Consider the following 17,117-nt stretch of genomic DNA (forward strand, 5'->3'; position numbering starts at 1 on the left):
CAGAATGCTTCAATCTGACCAGAAGAGGCTTTAGTCTAAAGCATGTCGCGCAAAAGTGTGCCGCGGTTTTGCGGCAACGACATGCGTGAAAACAAAGAGCTAAAGCGCGTCGCATGAATCAAGTTTGACGTGACGCGCTTTAGGACGCAGGACGCTTTCCGAAGCCGAACGTCTTGCGCAGGCTGCTGTCGACCGCGTTTGCCGGCATAAACCTGCGCAGCCGGCTTAGAAGCGTCGCCTGGCCGCCGGCCGGTTGGCGCATTTTGTATGGGCCGTTGATTGCCGCCAATATCTTCTCCGCGACTTTTACAGGCGACGGCGCGGTTTTGATCTGGGCTTGTACCGCCTTGATGGTCGCGTCCGCCTGCGCTGCGTAGACTCCCAAGGGCGCCTCGGTCTGTGCCGCGTTTACATCGAGCTTGGTGTTGGTGAAGGTCGGTTCAACCAACACGACGCGCACGTTGAACTCGCGAACCTCATGATCCAGCGACTCCGACAATCCTTCGAGCGCATGCTTGCTGCTGGCATATATTCCCATGAACGGTGCCGGCAGGAAGCCGAGGACCGAGCTGATATTGATGATCAGCCCGCTGCGAGCGGCGCGCATGGAAGGCAAGGCAGCGCGGATCATGCGCAAAGGGCCGAAAACATTGGCATCGAATACCGTGTGCGCTTCGGAAGTCGACGTGTTCTCGACAGGGCCGACCAGCGAAACGCCGGCATTGTTGACCAGGATGTCGATCTTGCCTGCCTCGGACAGAACCCATTGAACAAAATTGGAGACCGAAGCGTCATCGGTCACGTCGACAGTTCCATAGCGCACGCCGGGAATGGCATTGACACGCGCGGGGTTGCGTACGCCCCCAAAGACCTGGAAGCCGTGTTGTACGAGAAGGCGGGCTGACGCTTCACCTATTCCGGAGGATGCTCCGGTGATGACGACAACTCTGTTTGTGGACATGCATGCTCCTTGGCTTTTGGCGCGAGTGGTTGATGACGTGCTTCGATAGAAGGTCGGAACTTTTAACCCCGTCGCCAAAGGACAGCTTTTCAGAACCTGGCACCAAAGCACGTAAGATTTCAATCGACATCTATAATCGCTTTAGATGTCAATCGAAATATAAAATCAAGCACTTTTTGCTTTTGCGGCGATTTTTTCCGATGATCGCGCCTCCAAAACGCGCCGGGGCATGGCGCCGAGCTCGAAGGCCCGCCAACGTTGCGGCGGGGAGCAGCATGAGCCTCACGGCTTTCAGGATTTCGGAGCGGCAGTCCCCGCTCGGTTTCGAGCGACCATGTCGTCATGGGTCAGGCTCGTGCCTGCCGCGAAGAATTCCTGGATCAGGGCGTCGCGATTATCCGCTGCGCGGGATCGATCCGCCGATTGCAGCGCCTCTTTCAGCTCATTTGCTGCAAGCTCGGTGCAATAGGCGGGGGTGCCGGGCTGCTGACGCCAGGACGCTGCCAGCCCTCCAGCATCCAGCGCATCGAAACCGATGGCCTCGACCAGCTCTATGGCAATCGCCTTTGCTTCCGGAACATCGCCTGCAACCGGAATGGCGATGCGTCCATCCGCGCCCTCGGGCTGGCCCTTCGCCGCCAGCGTCGCCGCCAATACGGCGTTCCAAGCCTTGACAACGGGTCTGCCGATTTGACTGCCGACCCAAACGCTTTCGGGCATGCCGCCATCGACGTCGGCGATCGCACCGTCGCGAAACGGATAATAGTTTGACGTATCGATCACCACGACCTCTTCAGGCACGTCATTGAAGAGCCCAGAGAGATCGCGATAGTTTGCGAACGGGATCGAAAGTACGACCACCTCGACACCCCGCACGGCCTCTTCCTTCGAAACGGCAGCCGCTCCGATATCGCCGGCAAGCGCGCGGATGGTGTCGGGACCCTTCGAATTGGCAAGCTTGACCGCATGGCCGCCTGCAGCGAGTTTTCTCGCCAGCGTCGCACCGATATTTCCGGCGCCGATGATTCCGATCTTCATGGGATGTCCTTTCTCTGATGTGGAAGTGAGCCCGGCTCAATCGCGGGCTGGAAGGGCGAATGCGTGTAACGTATCGCGCAGATCGGCCAGCCCCTCGTCCGTGAGCTGGCAGGCGGTTTTGATCTTGTCAGTGACGGCCCAAAGCGCCTCGCGCAGGGATTCAGCGGCTTCGGTCAGATGGATGAGCACCCGCCGCTCGTCGTCGCGATCGCGCGTCCGGGTCACCATGCCGGCCGATTCCAGGCGCTTCAGCAGCGGCGTGATCGTTCCGGTGTCCATATCGAGCTTTAAACCCAGCTCTCCAACGGCGCGGGGCGTTCCGCCATAAAGTTCGAGCATCACCAGATATTGCGGAAACGTCAGGCCGAGCGGCTGCAAAAATGGCTTGTGAAGGCGCGCCATCCGATTGGCTGCGCCATAGAGCGCAAACGAAAGTTGGGTGCCGACCGCCCGGCGGGATGCGATCTCGTTGTTTGACATGGCTTCATCTAGTGTGCTTTTATCTAGCGCACTAGATAATGGCTCTGTCGGAGAGATCAAGGTCGACAGCGTTGAATTTGGTGCCTCTCGCATTCAGGGGTGTCTAGCAGTTCATGTGAGTAACCTATGAACGGACGCGCCATTCAATTAGATTGCAGACAAACTCTAATTGTGATATAGATTTCAAATGACATCCAATTGGAGATCGCAATGAGAGTCAGTCGCGCTCAGGCCGAGGCCAATCGTGAAACGGTGATCAATGTCGCAAGCCGGCTCTTCCGGGAGCATGGCTTTGACGGCATCGGCCTGAAGGACCTGATGAAAGGAGCCGGCCTCACCCAAGGCGGGTTCTACAAGCAGTTCGAATCGAAGGATGACCTTGTGGCGCTGGCATCCGGGCGGGCGATGGAGAGCGCCATTCGCAGGTGGTCGAGGGTTGCCGCCGGAAGCGCCGATCCGCTTGAAGCGGTTGTCGGCATGTATCTGTCGACCGGGCACCAGGGAGAAAAAGGTGATGGCTGCCCCTTGGCAGCACTTGGGTCCGATGCGGCGCGCCAGAGTGCAGAGGTGCGGGCTCCATTCCAGAACGGCATCGAGGCGCATCTTCAGGTTCTCGACGAATTGATCCCGGCATCGGACGGCGCGAAACCCTATGACAAAGCCATGGTCGTCCTGTCCCTCATGGTGGGTGCCGTCACCATCTCTCGCATCATGACCGATCAGGGCATGTCGGAACGACTGCTCGAAGCGGCGACTGATGCCGTCAAGCGCATCGCGGGCGACACAGCGGAGGAATAAGATCCCGGCTCTGCACCGTCATTGCCGAAAAGGATCAGCGCAGGCGAATGGCCTCACCGCTCCTCACCCGCGAATTCAGAGGCCCTCATGATCCATAACGCCGCACTCGCTCCACGATGGGCCGGCGCAGACTTCGACGGAATGCTGGAGACGTTCCTCGGACCTGCCCACTTCGACGCATCGCCGGTTCATAGCGCGAAAGGCTTTCGTTGGTCGGCGGATGCACGGTCTCACGGTGCGGTGACGGTTGCCGATCTCGCATGCAATGGAGAGTGGAACCTTTCGGCCACCGCAGAGACGCCGGAATGGCTCACCATTCATGTGCCGCGCGAGGGTTTCTCCGGCATGACGCGACGGCAGATCACGACAACAGCGTCGCCGGGCCAGATGCTGCTTGGCCAAAGCCACGAGGCGGATCACTTCCTCGTGCGGGGAGCGCTGCATCGATCGCAAAAACTCTTTCTCGATTGGGAGCAGATTCGCCGGACCTTCAGGCAGTTGTTCGAAGCCCCGCTTGTCGGATCGCTGGACCTGTCACCCGTCATTGATGGATCAACTCCCTCAGGACATCTCGTCAAGAACCTCGTCGAGACGATGATCTCCGGCATGCTCGGAGACGGCATCTTACTGCAGTCGCCGATAGCGATGACCAACCTCCCCCAGGCGCTCGCCGAATTGCTGATCAGATCGGTGCCGCATCGCTACTCTCAGCGTCTGGAGCAGGCAGCATTTACACCCGCTCCCCGGCACATTCGCCGGGCTATCGATTTCATGCACGCCAATATTGCTGAGCCGATCACCATCGCGATGATCGCTCAATCCGCCAACGTTTCGGTTCGCGCCTTGGAAACCGGCTTCCGGACTTTCAAAGGGGCGACACCGGGCAGCTACCTGAGAACTCTAAGGTTACGCGCCGCCAGAAAAGACCTGCTGGATCGGTCGAACCTGCAGAGCATCAGGGATATCTGTCTGAAATGGGGATTCGTCCACGCCGGCCGCTTTTCTGTACTGTACGGGTCGGTTTACGGGGAAAGTCCTCGGGAAACCCGCAGGCGAAAATCGGAGGTCGTCTCACCTCGGCAGACGGCAGCCTTTTGACTTTGCAGGGATAGCTCAAGTTATCCGCCGCGTTAGACCGTAGACTCATAAGCACGGAGCCATAGTCGCATTGAGGCGAGTTGAACCATCGCGAGGAAGTTCTCGGCCAGCTTGTCCTAGCGGGTGGCGATGCGGCGAAAGTGCTTGAGCTTGGAGGGGCTTAAGTAAGCAGTTCATGAACCGCCGGGATGAATGCGTCACCGAATGCAGCTTTAGCTCGGTAAGTTAGGTCGAGCAGTTCCACGGGTAAATCCTCGCGACTAAGCCGAACAGTAGGCGAGCACATGAGTTCATACGATTGCAGGGCGCGGGCGCTAGTTCGATGGACATCTGTCCAGTCATACACGAAAAGACCGCGCCGACTCAGTTCAGCGAAACTTGTCGGATCGGGTAGCTGGGCCTTCAGCAAAGCCTCTCCAATGACAGGCAGGCTGAGAAGTGCTTCCTCGATCGCAATGCAATTAGAGAGCGCGAGAACTGCTGTCGGGATCGGCCCTTTACCCGCAGTGACCATAGCGGCCAGCTGCCCTGCTGAATCGGAAGCCAACCACACAACATCAATTTGATCGGGATAGTCCATCCGCCGAACGTAACTGAGGAAACGCCCCCTTTCCAGTACCGCTACTCATTTATGGGTTCACGGCTAATCCGAAACCGGCTGCGCCGACATCCTCCAGCCGGCACAGCGGCCGGCTCACTGGCGGCAGCGCAGATGCCGCCAAAGTTTTGCGGAAATGCACATCGGATGGGCTTGCCACGACGCAAAAGACTTATATAGTCAAGAAATAAATATTCCGTACAGGAAATAAGAGGGAACGAAAATGGCTTTATCATGGCGTTTCTCCACCTTAGCGGATCGGCACCGCGCTCTTGGCTCGAAGCTCGAGGACTGGAGCGGCATGGGGACCGCCTGGACCTATGAGAAGGACATGTCGGAAGAACATGTCGCGGTTCGCACCAAGGCCGGCCTCATGGATGTCTCCGGCCTGAAGAAAGTACATCTGGTCGGCCCGCACGCCATCGCCGTGCTCGATTACATCACCACCCGCGACATGACGAAGATCTATCCCGGCCGTTCGGTCTATGCGGCCATGCTGAACGACCGCGGCCATTTCACCGATGATTGCATCGTCTATCGCACCGGCCCGAATTCCTGGATGCTGGTGCATGGCTCCGGCTCCGGCCACGAGGAGGTCGTCAGGCAGGCGGCAGGCCGAAATTGCGCCGTGCTCTTCGACGACGATCTGCATGACCTGTCGCTGCAGGGTCCGCTGGCGGTCGACTATCTCGCCAAATATGTGCCCGGCATCCGCGATCTCAAATATTTCCACCACATGCAGACGACGCTGTTCGGCGCGCCGGTGATGATTTCGCGCACCGGCTATACCGGCGAGCGCGGCTACGAAATCTTCGTGCGCGGCCAGGATGCCGTCATGGTCTGGGACCGGATCGTCGAGGAAGGCAGGGACATGGGCATCATCCCCTGCTGCTTCTCGGTGCTCGACATGCTGCGCGTCGAAAGCTACCTGCTGTTTTACCCCTATGACAATTCGCAGATGTATCCCTTCGCCGATCAGCCGCCCGGCGACAGCCTCTGGGAGCTCGGTCTCGATTTCACCGTCAGCCCCGGCAAGACCGGCTTTCGCGGCGCGGAGGAACATGCCCGCCTGAAAGGCAAGGAGCGCTTCAAGATCTTCGGCATGCTGATCGATGCCGACGGGCCGGCCGATCTCGGCGACGAGGTCTTTGCCGACGGCAGAAAGGTCGGCGTCATTACCTGCCCGAGCTATTCGTCGCTGACGAAGAAATCCATGGCGATCGCCCGTCTCGACGTTGACAAGGCGGCGCATGGGACGAAACTCGAGGTCCGCGGCAAGACCGTGAAGGCAAGCGCCACCGCCCACACGCTTCCCTTCGACGACCCGGAGAAGAAGAAGAGGACTGCCGTAGGTTAAGGAGCACGCGAATGCTCGTTGCAGGCATCAAGAGCCGACCAGTCTACACGGGCCTCATCATCCAGCCGCGCGCCCGGCGGCACATTTTCGCAGTCGAAGGGGAGGGCGCCAAGGCTCTCCTCGATCAACGCCCGGCGCTTGACGAAACGATCCTTTCCCGCAGCGAAATCCTCTATGTCGCCCGCGGCTCGCAAGGGTCCGGCCTGGACGAGGCACTGCGCCAGCTCGGCGCCGACATGTTCTTCACCGCCCCGACGATCGCGACATTGCTATTCCGGTTGAAGGGATCGCTCGCCACCGCCCATATGGGCACACGGCTTTATATATCGGGGACCGAAGGCTTCATCGGCCAGGCGATGCTGCTGGCGCTCGCCTACGGCATGGACCACGCCTCCGTCATCACCGAGCACCGCGGGTCGCTCGCCCGGCGCGTGCAATGCGTCCATTGCAAGGGCATCACCGACGACGTCACCGCCAGCCCCTTTTCCTGCAGCCATTGCGGGCTGACGCTTCTGGTGCGCGATCATTATTCGCGCCGGCTCGCCGCCTTCCAGGGTGTCAATATCGATGCGGAAGAACCCGGCAGCGCGCCTGACCCCGAGGAGTTGTTCCTTTGAGCGGCGGCACAGAAATTCCCGTCCGCGTGGCGCGGATCACCCTGATCGCCGAACGCGTCAAACGCTTCCGCTTCGAGCGTCTGGACGGCAAGCCGATGCCTTATTTTTCCGGCGGCGCACATATCATCGTCTCGATGAACGATGGCGGCCATGTCAGACGCAACGCCTATTCGCTGATGTCGCCGCCGCATGATTGCGCGGCCTATGAGATCAGCGTGCTGCACGTCGAGGATTCACGCGGCGGCTCCACCTTCATGCATGAGAAGGTGCGGGAAGGCGATGAGCTGAAGGTCAGCTATCCCGTCAACCTCTTCCAGCCGGACTGGCGCGGGCGCAAGCATCTTCTGATCGCCGGCGGCATCGGCATTACCCCCTTCATCGCGATGATGGAGCAGTTTTCCCGCGAGGGCGCCAATTTCGAGCTGCATTATGCCATCCGCGCGCGCGACCGCGGCGCCTATTGGCGGGAGCTTCTGGAGCGCTACGGCCCGCATCGCATCAAGATCTATTGCGATGCCGAAGGCAGCACCATCCCGTTGACGCGCCTGCTCAACGGCCAGCCGCTTGGCACGCATCTTTATGTCTGTGGTCCCTCCGGCATGATCGATGGCGTGCTCAAGGCGGGGCTGGAAGCCGGCTGGCCGGAGCAGAACCTGCATTCGGAACGGTTCCTGTCGTCGCTGCCCGGCAAGCCTTTCACGATGGAACTGATCCGCTCCGGCAAGACGGTGAAGGTCGGCCATCACGAAAGCATGCTTGAGGCGATCGAAGCGGCCGGCGTCGACGCGCCCTTCCTCTGTCGCGGCGGCGCCTGCGGTCAATGCGAAACCGCGGTCGCCGTCTGCGACGGCAAGCTGCTGCACAATGACGTCTATCTCTCGGGCGAAGAAAAAGCATCCGGGCGGAAGGTGATGATCTGCGTTTCCCGCTTCGAGGGGAACATCCTGCACCTCGATCTTTGACGGCACCGGAAAAAGCGCAAAAAGGAAACCGGACATGGCAATCGCTTTCAAGCAGGAAACATTCCGGGACGATTTCAGCTACCGGAACAGCCCCGAGAACATCCGCCGCTTCCCGTTTCCCTTCGACCGCGACGAATATATGTATTCCGTCAATATGGAGCCGCATGTGCGCGGCCGGGCTGGCACCGTCTTCGAAAACCTGATCGACGTCGACGAGCATTATGTCGCCGAAATGCACGACAGGGCACTGGTCCTGAAGGAGGATCCGCTGCGTTATCAGGCGCTGCCGCACATGATGAGCGCCCAATGGGACACGCTGGAACTGCTGATGGAAGAGCAGGCGGCAGGCAATCCAGACCACTTCACGCTGATCCGCAACGGCGACCAATGGCGCTGGATCAACCGGCCGCTCGGCATCGACGACAGCTTCACCTTCGGCGACGCCTCGACGCTGCCCTTTGAGCCCTTCGAATATATCACCCGCCAGGCCCAGGGCGATTTCTGCATCGTCGACCAACGCGACGGCAATCTGTGGATGGATGCCGGCATGGTGACGACGCAGGCCGACTGGTCGCTCGACTTCGATATCGGCATGAATTTCATGGAATGGCACGGACCGGTGCCGCTCGCCCACCAGATCGGCATCTTCGACCGGGCGCTGAAATTCCTCTTGAACCTGCAGCAGGGCAAGCCGACACGCCGCTTCAACTGGACGATGACGATCAATCCGCGGCTCGACACCAGCCCCGAGAATTATCACAAATGGGGTCCCGACCGCACCACGGTGACGCCGGAGAATGTCGGTGAAAAGGTGCATCTGCGCGTCGAGCTGCAGAGCCTCTGGCGCCTGCCGCGCTCCAACGCCATCCTCTTCGTCATCCGCTGCTACCTGATGAACATGGACGAGCTCGTCACCGTGCCGAAATGGGCGCGCCGTTTCCCGCGCGTGCTGAAGACGCTGCCGCCCGAGCTGATCGACTACAAGGGTCTTACCCGTTTCCGCGAGACGACGATCGACTGGCTTTCCAAATATGACGACGGGGCGCCGACCAGCTCCGGCATTTTTCCCGACTGACGCGCCGCGATGCACAGCTTTTCAGGCGCGAAAGACAGCGTAACGCTTTGAAATTCCGTCCGTAAATCGATATCGCATAATCAAGAGGGGAATGCTTCATGACAAGAGTAGCCGTCATCGGTGCCGGTCCTTCCGGTCTGGCGCAGCTGCGCGCCTTTCAATCGGCAGCCCAGAAGGGCGCCGAGATCCCGGAGATCGTCTGCTTCGAAAAGCAGTCGGACTGGGGCGGGCTCTGGAACTATACCTGGCGCACCGGCCTCGACGAATATGGCGAACCGGTGCATGGCAGCATGTATCGTTACCTCTGGTCGAACGGGCCGAAGGAATGCCTCGAATTCGCCGATTATTCCTTCGAGGAGCATTTCGGCAAGCCGATCGCCTCCTATCCGCCGCGCGCCGTGCTCTGGGATTATATCAAGGGCCGCGTCGAGAAGGCGAATGTCCGCCATTGGGTGCGGTTCAGCACGCCGGTGCGCATGGTCCGTTTCGACGAAGCGACGAAGAAATTCACAGTAACGGCGCATAATCGCGTCGAGGATCGGATGTATGACGAGGAGTTCGACTATGTCGTCGTGGCATCAGGTCACTTCTCGACGCCGAACGTGCCCTATTTCGAGGGCGTGAAGACGTTTAACGGCCGTGTCCTGCATGCCCACGATTTCCGCGACGCGGTTGAGTTCAAGGGAAAGGACATCTTGATCGTCGGCCGAAGCTATTCGGCCGAAGACATCGGCTCGCAGTGCTGGAAATACGGCGCGAAATCGGTGACCACCAGCTATCGCTCGAAGCCGATGGGCTTCACATGGCCTGAGAATTTCGAGGAACGGCCGCTGCTGACCAAGCTCGAAAACCGGACCGCGCATTTCCTCGACGGCTCGACCAAGGAGGTCGACGCCGTGATCCTGTGCACCGGTTACCAGCACCATTTCCCCTTCCTGCCTGACGACCTCCGGCTGAAAACCGCCAACCGCCTCTGGGCGGACAGCCTCTACAAGGGGGTGATCTTCGATAAGAACCCGCAGCTCTTCTATATCGGCATGCAGGATCAGTTCTACACTTTCAACATGTTCGACGTGCAGGCCTGGTGGGCCCGCGACGTGATGATGGGCCGCATCACCCTGCCGCCGGAAGAGGAGCTGAAGGCCAATTTCGACATGTGGCGCGCCCGCGAGGAGACGCTCGAGGATGCCGAGCAGATGATCTGGTATCAGGGCGATTATGTGAAGGAACTGTTGGCCGAGACCGATTATCCCTCCTTCGACATCGAAGGCACCAACCGGACCTTCATGGAGTGGGAGCATCACAAGGCCCACAATATCATGGGCTTCCGCGATCATGCCTACCGCTCGCTGATGACCGGCAACATGTCGCCGAAGCACCACACGCCCTGGGTCGAGGCGCTCGACGATTCCAAGGAGGAATATCTGCGCAACTGACGAGACGGGTATCGCCGGAGGAGGTGTCGTGCGCTCTTCCGGCGCTTTGGGCAGCAATAAATCCATCCGCAACCCTTCTTTCTCATGTGGTCTTCATGGATTTTCAAACGAGCATTCTCGGACGCATGAGCGGTTTTCTCTATCGCTGCCGTGCCGATGAAAACTACACGATGCTTGAGATGACCGACGGCATCGAGCGCATCTTCGGTTATCCCGCCGACGAAATCATCGGCAACCGGACGCGGACCTTCACCTCGATCATGTACGAGGAAGACGTGCCTTTAATGGACGAAATCGTCGGCCGGGCGCTGGAGAAGCGCGTAGACTGGACGATGGAATACCGTATCCGCCATGCGATGGGTCATCTCATCTGGGTGACCGAGACCGGTGGCGGCATCTGGGACCAGAAGGGCGAGCTTCTCTACCTCGAAGGCAGCATCATCAACATCGAATCGCTCTATCAGCGAATCGATGAACGCACCGCCGACATGCGTGTCACCGCCTCGAAGACCAATGAGATCCTGCAATCGCTGCGCTACCTGAAGCTGCTTGCCGTCAATGCCGGCATCGAGGCCGCCCGCGCTGGCACCGCCGGATCGGGCTTTGCCGTGCTTGCCGCCGAGATGCGCATGCTTGCCAACTCCTCCGAAGAGGCCGCACGCGCCATTTCCGAGGCGCAACGCAAGGCCGAAGGCTGAGCGTTTTCCCGGCCCACAAAATAATTGGGTCTCAGGCCGAAGGCTGGATTGTTAACCGTCCCACGCCTGTTGATATTCCGCTACATTATCAATGAGTTGCCGCAGTTTTTCGGCTGAAGAATCTTATCTCGTTGTGGGGATTGTTAAGGCCGCGTTAACTTTTTGTTAACCATAGCCGCGTTAGACATGGTCAACGATTTCTTCACATAGATGACCAAAGTGCTAACAGACGCTCGCTCTATCCGCATCAAGGGCCGGTCCTTCCTGGCCGTCATGTTGTCTCCGGACCTTCCTTTCGATGATTGGTTGGCGAGGCTCGACGATCTGGCCGCGCGTTCGGCCGGTTTCTTCCTCGGACGGCCTGTCGTGCTCGATCTGACGGATCTGCAAATCGACCGGCCGCAGCTGAAAGAGCTTATTGCCGAACTGGCCAAGCGCAATGTCAGCATCATGGGCATCGAGGGCGCGCGGCCTTCCATTCTCGGCTCGGGCATGCCTCCGGCGCTGAAAGGCGGCCGCTCCGCTTCCGACATCGAGGTTCAGGCGAATGAGCCTGCCGATTCGGCAGTGAAACCTGCAGTAGCCGAGATCCGCCCGGCAACGACGCAATCGATCGTCATCAGGGAGCCGGTGCGCTCCGGGCAATCGGTGATCTTCCCGGAAGGCGACGTCACCATCGTGGGATCTGTCGCCTCGGGCGCCGAGGTCATCGCCGGCGGGTCGGTCCATATTTATGGGGCGCTGCGTGGCCGAGCCATGGCGGGATCGATCGGCAACGCATCGGCGCGGATCTTTTGCCGCAAGCTCGAAGCAGAGCTGGTGGCAATCGACGGCGTTTACAAAATGGCGGAAGACATGGCCGCCAATCTTCGCGGACAGGCTGTTCAGCTTTGGCTCGAAGACGATGCGATCATGGCGGAAAAACTGACCTGACGACAGCGCCGCGCGTCTTTGAAAGACGCGCAAAGGACGCTGCAACACTTCGAATTACTGCGGCACGGCAAAGGAGAGAGACATGGGGAAAGTGATCGTCGTCACGTCAGGCAAGGGCGGGGTTGGCAAGACAACCTCGACCGCCGCATTGGGAGCGGCCCTGGCGCAACGCAATGAAAAAGTCGTCGTCGTCGATTTCGACGTCGGCTTGCGCAATCTCGACCTCGTCATGGGCGCCGAGCGCCGGGTCGTCTACGACCTGATCAATGTCATCCAGGGCGACGCCAAGCTGACCCAGGCGCTGATCCGCGACAAGCGGCTGGAAACGCTGTTCCTGCTGCCGGCCTCGCAGACGCGCGACAAGGACAATCTGACGGCCGAGGGCGTCGAACGCGTCATCAACGACCTGAAGCGCTATTTCGACTGGATCATCTGCGACAGCCCCGCCGGCATCGAGCGCGGCGCAACGCTTGCCATGCGCCATGCCGATGTCGCCGTTGTCGTCACCAACCCGGAAGTCTCGTCGGTGCGCGATTCCGATCGCATCATCGGCCTGCTCGACGCCAAGACCGCCAAGGCCGAACGCGGCGAGCGGATGGAAAAGCACCTGCTGCTGACCCGCTACGACGCCAACCGCGCCGAACGCGGCGACATGCTCAAGGTTGACGACGTGCTGGAAATCCTGTCCATCCCGCTGCTTGGCATCGTGCCCGAAAGCATGGATGTCCTGCGCGCCTCCAACATCGGTGCGCCGGTCACGCTGGCCGAAAGCCGCAGCCCGGCTGCGATGGCCTATTTCGATGCCGCCCGTCGGCTCGCCGGCGAGTTGGTGCCGATGGCGATCCCTGAGGAAAAGCGCAATATTTTCGGCAAGATCTTCGGACGGAGGGCAGCATGAATATTTTCCGTCTCTTCAACAAGCAGAGAACCGCACCGGCCGCCCGCGAACGCCTGCAGGTGCTTCTTGCCCATGAGCGCTCTTCGGCAGGCTCGGACCTCGTCACACTGCTGCGCGAGGAAATCCTTGCGGTGATCGCCAAGCATGTCGAGCTTGATCACGACAAGGTGCAGGTGACGATCGATCGCAACGAATACGTCTCGACGCTCGAAATCGATGTCGAAATCCCGTTGAATGCAGCCGTGCAGGCCGCTTGAAAGAGAGCGCTGCCTGTTGGTGAAAACAGGCAGCGCCGACAATCACGACTTTCTGGCTTTTCGATTGGCGTAACGCAGGTCGCGTGCGGCCTTTCGGGCGGCTTCATCTGCAATGACGCGAGCGATGCGGTCTTTGTCAGCCGCTTCGCGCGCTTCGGCGTCGGCACGCGCTTCGGCCTCGGCGGCGGCCTGGCGTTCAGCTTCTGCGGCTTCAGCCTGCGCGCGCTCCTCAAGCTTTACCCGCTCCCGCTCGGCGCGGCGTTCTTCCCTGGCCGCAGCGACGGCCTGACGCTCCGCCTGCTTTGCGAGCCGGGTCGGTTCAGCCTTATCCTTGGCGTCACGATACGCATTGAGGAGAGCGGCCTTGGCTTCGGCAGCGGCGCCGCGACGATCGGAAAGCTCATTGTTTCTGGCGTTTTTCAATTCTGTTACCTGACTGGTTGACTGCGACGTTAGAGCATGATTGCCGAAAACTGTGCGGCTTTCGGAATGACCCTATGCTCTATTTCTTCGATTGGGATCCGGATGCCATTATGCCAATCCGGCGTGAAATCATCTAGATCTGGAATCACTTTTTCTTTTTTCGCTTCACGGCAGGGCCGGCGGCCGCCATCAAGCGATCCTGCAATTCCTTGGCCTCACGGGCTTCGCGCAATCTCAAGGTCTTTTCCTCGCGGGCGCGCACGGTCTGGTCGATTTCCTCGACCGCCCGGCTGCGCGCCAAGAATTGCGATTGTACGTTTCCGAAGGCGATCTCCGCCCGCTGGCGCGATTTGCTGTGCGTATCTGTCATATCGGTCCTGGATTTTCGTGACAGCGCCGCGCGTCTTCTGAGAGACGCGCAAAGGACGCTGCAACACTTTGAAATGCTGCATAATTCCTTAGATCGATTCCGATCTAAGGAATTATGCAATCGCCGCTCGGCGAGCGCAAGAAAAAGGCCAGGCAACTTGCCTGACCTCGCCGGTATCATGCTTTCAACAGTGCCAGTACATCCGTGGTCACAGGAAAGCAGATATCAATTTTAGGCAGCTCGCAGATTGCAAGCGGACATTTTGCCCGACTTGTTATCGCGTTCAAGCTCGTAGCCGATCTTCTGGCCTTCGACGATTTCACGCATTCCGGCGCGCTCGACGGCAGAGATGTGAACGAAGGCGTCAGCGCCGCCGTCATCAGGCTGAATGAAGCCGAAGCCCTTGGTGGAATTGAACCATTTAACTGTGCCAGTGGTCATAACAAACCCTTTCATAGCAATTGAATGACCGCACGTGCCGAAGCACGACGGATGATGATCTCGATTTTGAAGAGGGAAGTTCGTCCAGGGCACGTTGCCAGCGTGCGATAACAAAAGTCAAACAAGCAATATCGACAATCCCGACATAATCATTGAACTCGAATTTGTCAACTTTTAGTTCTTTGAAGACTTAACCTCTCCAAATGGTTGCATCTCAACAATTTTACACATTGCCGCAGTGCGTGACCCATCATCGGTGACGCCGAACCGATCTGCGTCACCAGGCCTTGAACGCATGCGTTAAGAGCGCGGCCGCGTCTTCTGCGGGTCGTAGTGCGACAACGGCACGATTGTCGCCGGCAGGCGTTTCTGGTGGCCGTCGAGCTTGCCGATTTCGACCTCGGTGCCGGGAGTTGCATGCATCACGTCGATGCGGGCGAGCGCGATCGTCTTGCCGAGGATCGGCGAGCGGGTGGCGCTGGTGACGACGCCCACCTGGGCCCGGCCGATATGGACGCAATCGCCGTGGCCGACCGCCTCATTGGCCTTGACGTCGAGGCCGACGAGCAGATGGCGCGGATGCTCCTTGCGCCGGATCAGCGCTTCGCGGCCGATAAATTCGTCCTGCTTGGATTTCAGCGGCACGGTGAAGCCGATGCCGGCCTCGAACGGGTCCGTCTGGTCGGTGAATTCGTGATGGGCAAAAATCAGACCCGCCTCGATGCGGACCATGTCGAGCGCTTCGAGCCCCATCGGCTTCAACCCGTGCGGCTGCCCTGCCTCCCAGACCGCGTCGAACACCGTCAGCGCATCCTTCGGATGACAGAAGATTTCGTAACCGAGCTCGCCGGTATAACCCGTGCGCGAGACGACGACGGGGGCGCCCTCGAAGCCACCGATGCGGCCGATGGTGAAGCGGAACCATTCGAGTTCGCCGATCGTGGGCTGGCGCGGCGCCGTCCAGATGATCTCTCTCAGGATATCGCGGCTCTTCGGGCCCTGCAGGGCGATATTGTGCATCTGATCGGTCGACGAGCGAACCCAGGCCTTGAAGCCCTTCTTCTCAGCCTGCTGACGCAGCCACAGGCCACTGAAGTCATCGCCGCCGATCCAGCGAAAGTTCTGGTCGCCGAGCCGGAAGAGCGTGCCGTCGTCGATCATGCCGCCGTTTTCGTAACACATGGCGGAATAGACGACATGGCCGGTCGACAGTTTGCGGATGTCGCGTGTCAGGCAGTATTGCAGGAGCTGCTCGGCATCCGGCCCCGTCACCTCGAATTTCCGCAAAGGCGAGAGGTCGATGACGGCGGCGCGCTCGCGGCAGGCCCAATACTCCTCGACCGGCCCTTCGGCGGAAAAGCGGTTCGGCAGCCAGTAGCCGCGATATTCGGCGTAGTCCCGCGTTAACGCGGAGAGACGAGGATGGAATGCGGTTTCCCGCGTCAGTTCAGCGTCGGCATCTGGGGTCATGCGATAGGCCACCGCTCGTGAGAATTTCTCTTTTCCGGAAAAGGTGCGGACGTGGATATCCGTCGGATCCCAGCCGTTGGCCGCGTCGATATCGTCGGGACAGGACGAGGAGACACAGACGAGGTCGGTCATCGCCCGCATCAGCACGTAATCGCCGGGGCGCGACCAGGGCTCGTCGAGATAGAGCTGGTTGTTGTGGTCGATATTGGTGTTGTAGAAATAGTTCAGCGCTTCCCAACCCTTGCGGCCGGCAATGCCGTAAGGCGCCAGCGCCGCGTTGAAATTATCCGTGCAGTTGACATGGCCGGGATAACCCATGTCGTCGTAATAACGTGAATTGCAAGCGGTCGCGAAAGCGTCGTGGCGCCCGACCGTATCCTGGACGATCTCGACCAGCGGCTCGAAGTCGCGGTCGAAGGCCTTGGAAGGCAAGCCCGGCATCGGATAGCTGCGGCCGAGCAGCGTGCGGGTGACCGTCGAATCCAGCGCCAGATCGAGGCCTTTGTCGACCTTGCGGGCGGCGAAAGCCTGAAAATCGGTGCACTGGCGTCCGTAGACGTCGATGATCTGGATGAATTCGCCGGCGCGAACGAAATAGGCTGCGGCAGTCGCTGCCCGGATGCGGATATCCTCGATGGGATCGGCGGCCGGTTCCGGCAGGACGGAGGCATAATCGCGGATCAGCAGGCTGCGCTTGATCCTGACCTCGATCGGCGTCGCCGTATCCTGCGCCTCCGGCGACATGGCGGCGGCCGGTGCCGCGACGATCAGCAGGCCCTTCATGGTAACAGTGAAATCCGCCCGGCTGCCCGGGCTCGATCCCGTCCCGAAAATGCTGAGCGCTCCGGCTGCAGCAAGATCGGCGCCGCGCCGCTCAAGCGCTACGCGCGTGCGGGCTGCACTCTCATCCTCTTCTTGAAGAATGGCCTTTAACCCATCGGCCGAATTGCTGAATGCCGCTCCAAGACCGGCCGCCAGGAAGCGCCCCTTTTCGTCGAGGAAGGAGATCTCGCAAACCTGCCCGCCCTCGCTATCGATGACGCTGACGCAATCGCCCATCTCGACGCGCACCACGACCGATCCGCCGCCCTTTGCCCTGTAGCGCTCCGTTCCCTCCGGCAAGGTGGGAATGCCGGGATAACGCACAAGGCTCGCGACCGCCGGCCGCAGACCCGTCATAGCAGGATGAAGTTCTCGCATTCTGCCC

General features: G+C 59.9%; 19 protein-coding genes and 1 pseudogene. 11 read left to right on the forward strand and 9 right to left on the reverse strand.

The window, feature by feature from the left end; all coding sequences use genetic code 11:
- Positions 1 to 139 precede the first annotated feature (139 nt).
- From AF337_RS25870 to AF337_RS25880, 3 genes are all read right to left on the reverse strand, one after another.
- A complete protein-coding gene (locus AF337_RS25870) occupies positions 140 to 961 on the reverse strand; it encodes an oxidoreductase (protein WP_049734348.1) in 822 nt (273 codons plus the stop codon).
- A gap of 291 nt (positions 962 to 1,252) precedes the next feature.
- Positions 1,253 to 1,999: an NADPH-dependent F420 reductase gene (locus tag AF337_RS25875; protein WP_049734349.1), complete on the reverse strand. Its 747-nt coding sequence runs from the start codon at positions 1,997 to 1,999 to the stop codon at positions 1,253 to 1,255.
- Between the two features lie 36 nt (positions 2,000 to 2,035).
- A complete protein-coding gene (locus AF337_RS25880; protein ID WP_049734350.1) occupies positions 2,036 to 2,479 on the reverse strand; it encodes a MarR family winged helix-turn-helix transcriptional regulator in 444 nt (147 codons plus the stop codon).
- 210 nt (positions 2,480 to 2,689) lie between these two features.
- Between AF337_RS25880 and AF337_RS25885 the strand changes: the two genes are divergently transcribed.
- Entirely contained in the window at positions 2,690 to 3,277 is a 588-nt protein-coding gene (locus tag AF337_RS25885) for a TetR/AcrR family transcriptional regulator (RefSeq protein ID WP_049734351.1), read from the forward strand.
- 141 nt (positions 3,278 to 3,418) lie between these two features.
- Positions 3,419 to 4,375 carry a helix-turn-helix domain-containing protein gene (locus AF337_RS25890; protein ID WP_244471319.1) on the forward strand — a complete coding sequence of 319 codons (957 nt, stop codon included), beginning with the start codon at positions 3,419 to 3,421 and terminating at the stop codon, positions 4,373 to 4,375.
- A gap of 32 nt (positions 4,376 to 4,407) precedes the next feature.
- Here the strand turns inward: AF337_RS25890 and AF337_RS42590 are convergent.
- Together AF337_RS42590 and AF337_RS25895 are read right to left on the reverse strand one after the other, a co-directional pair.
- Positions 4,408 to 4,530, reverse strand: a pseudogene (locus AF337_RS42590) (IS5/IS1182 family transposase); the annotation flags it as partial.
- Positions 4,531 to 4,535: 5 nt separating this feature from the next.
- Positions 4,536 to 4,955 (reverse strand): hypothetical protein, encoded by a 420-nt coding sequence (locus AF337_RS25895; RefSeq protein WP_049734353.1) that lies wholly within the window; start codon positions 4,953 to 4,955, stop codon positions 4,536 to 4,538.
- A 241-nt stretch (positions 4,956 to 5,196) separates the two neighbouring features.
- Here AF337_RS25895 and AF337_RS25900 point away from each other — a divergent pair, with 241 nt between their 5' ends.
- The 9 genes from AF337_RS25900 to minE all read left to right on the forward strand — a co-directional run bounded on the left by AF337_RS25900 (position 5,197) and on the right by minE (position 13,206).
- Positions 5,197 to 6,330 carry an aminomethyl transferase family protein gene (locus AF337_RS25900; protein ID WP_049734354.1) on the forward strand — a complete coding sequence of 378 codons (1,134 nt, stop codon included), beginning with the start codon at positions 5,197 to 5,199 and terminating at the stop codon, positions 6,328 to 6,330.
- 11 nt (positions 6,331 to 6,341) lie between these two features.
- On the forward strand, positions 6,342 to 6,947 hold the full coding sequence (locus tag AF337_RS25905) for a dimethylamine monooxygenase subunit DmmA family protein (protein WP_049734355.1): 606 nt from the start codon (positions 6,342 to 6,344) through the stop codon (positions 6,945 to 6,947).
- Positions 6,944 to 7,909, forward strand: a complete 966-nt coding sequence (locus AF337_RS25910) for a PDR/VanB family oxidoreductase (RefSeq protein ID WP_049734356.1) — start codon at positions 6,944 to 6,946, stop codon at positions 7,907 to 7,909. The genes AF337_RS25905 and AF337_RS25910 overlap by 4 nt, the downstream gene beginning before the upstream one ends.
- Before the next feature lie 34 nt (positions 7,910 to 7,943).
- A complete protein-coding gene (locus AF337_RS25915; protein ID WP_049734357.1) occupies positions 7,944 to 8,984 on the forward strand; it encodes a heme-dependent oxidative N-demethylase family protein in 1,041 nt (346 codons plus the stop codon).
- A gap of 98 nt (positions 8,985 to 9,082) precedes the next feature.
- The gene (locus AF337_RS25920) at positions 9,083 to 10,420 is read left to right on the forward strand and encodes an NAD(P)-binding domain-containing protein (RefSeq protein ID WP_049734358.1); all 1,338 of its coding nucleotides are present in this window, start codon (positions 9,083 to 9,085) and stop codon (positions 10,418 to 10,420) included.
- Positions 10,421 to 10,515: 95 nt separating this feature from the next.
- Positions 10,516 to 11,118: a methyl-accepting chemotaxis protein gene (locus tag AF337_RS46110; protein ID WP_049734374.1), complete on the forward strand. Its 603-nt coding sequence runs from the start codon at positions 10,516 to 10,518 to the stop codon at positions 11,116 to 11,118.
- A gap of 210 nt (positions 11,119 to 11,328) precedes the next feature.
- The gene (gene minC / locus AF337_RS25930) at positions 11,329 to 12,051 is read left to right on the forward strand and encodes a septum site-determining protein MinC (RefSeq protein ID WP_049734359.1); all 723 of its coding nucleotides are present in this window, start codon (positions 11,329 to 11,331) and stop codon (positions 12,049 to 12,051) included.
- An 82-nt stretch (positions 12,052 to 12,133) separates the two neighbouring features.
- Positions 12,134 to 12,949, forward strand: a complete 816-nt coding sequence (minD, locus tag AF337_RS25935) for a septum site-determining protein MinD (protein WP_003594851.1) — start codon at positions 12,134 to 12,136, stop codon at positions 12,947 to 12,949.
- Complete coding sequence (gene minE, locus AF337_RS25940; protein ID WP_049734360.1) at positions 12,946 to 13,206, forward strand: cell division topological specificity factor MinE; 261 nt, start codon at positions 12,946 to 12,948, stop codon at positions 13,204 to 13,206. The genes minD and minE overlap by 4 nt, the downstream gene beginning before the upstream one ends.
- Positions 13,207 to 13,248: 42 nt before the next feature.
- Here the strand turns inward: minE and AF337_RS25945 are convergent, their stop codons facing one another.
- From AF337_RS25945 to AF337_RS25960, 4 genes are all read right to left on the reverse strand, one after another.
- Positions 13,249 to 13,629, reverse strand: a complete 381-nt coding sequence (locus AF337_RS25945; RefSeq protein WP_049734361.1) for a DUF6481 family protein — start codon at positions 13,627 to 13,629, stop codon at positions 13,249 to 13,251.
- 145 nt (positions 13,630 to 13,774) lie between these two features.
- Positions 13,775 to 13,999 carry a hypothetical protein gene (locus AF337_RS25950; protein ID WP_049734362.1) on the reverse strand — a complete coding sequence of 75 codons (225 nt, stop codon included), beginning with the start codon at positions 13,997 to 13,999 and terminating at the stop codon, positions 13,775 to 13,777.
- A 231-nt stretch (positions 14,000 to 14,230) separates the two neighbouring features.
- A complete protein-coding gene (locus AF337_RS25955; protein WP_049734363.1) occupies positions 14,231 to 14,440 on the reverse strand; it encodes a cold-shock protein in 210 nt (69 codons plus the stop codon).
- Between the two features lie 300 nt (positions 14,441 to 14,740).
- A complete protein-coding gene (locus AF337_RS25960) occupies positions 14,741 to 17,110 on the reverse strand; it encodes a trimethylamine N-oxide demethylase (RefSeq protein WP_049734364.1) in 2,370 nt (789 codons plus the stop codon).
- Positions 17,111 to 17,117 lie beyond the last annotated feature (7 nt).

This window comes from Rhizobium ecuadorense (genome assembly GCF_001187535.1).
GTDB lineage: Bacteria > Pseudomonadota > Alphaproteobacteria > Rhizobiales > Rhizobiaceae > Rhizobium > Rhizobium ecuadorense.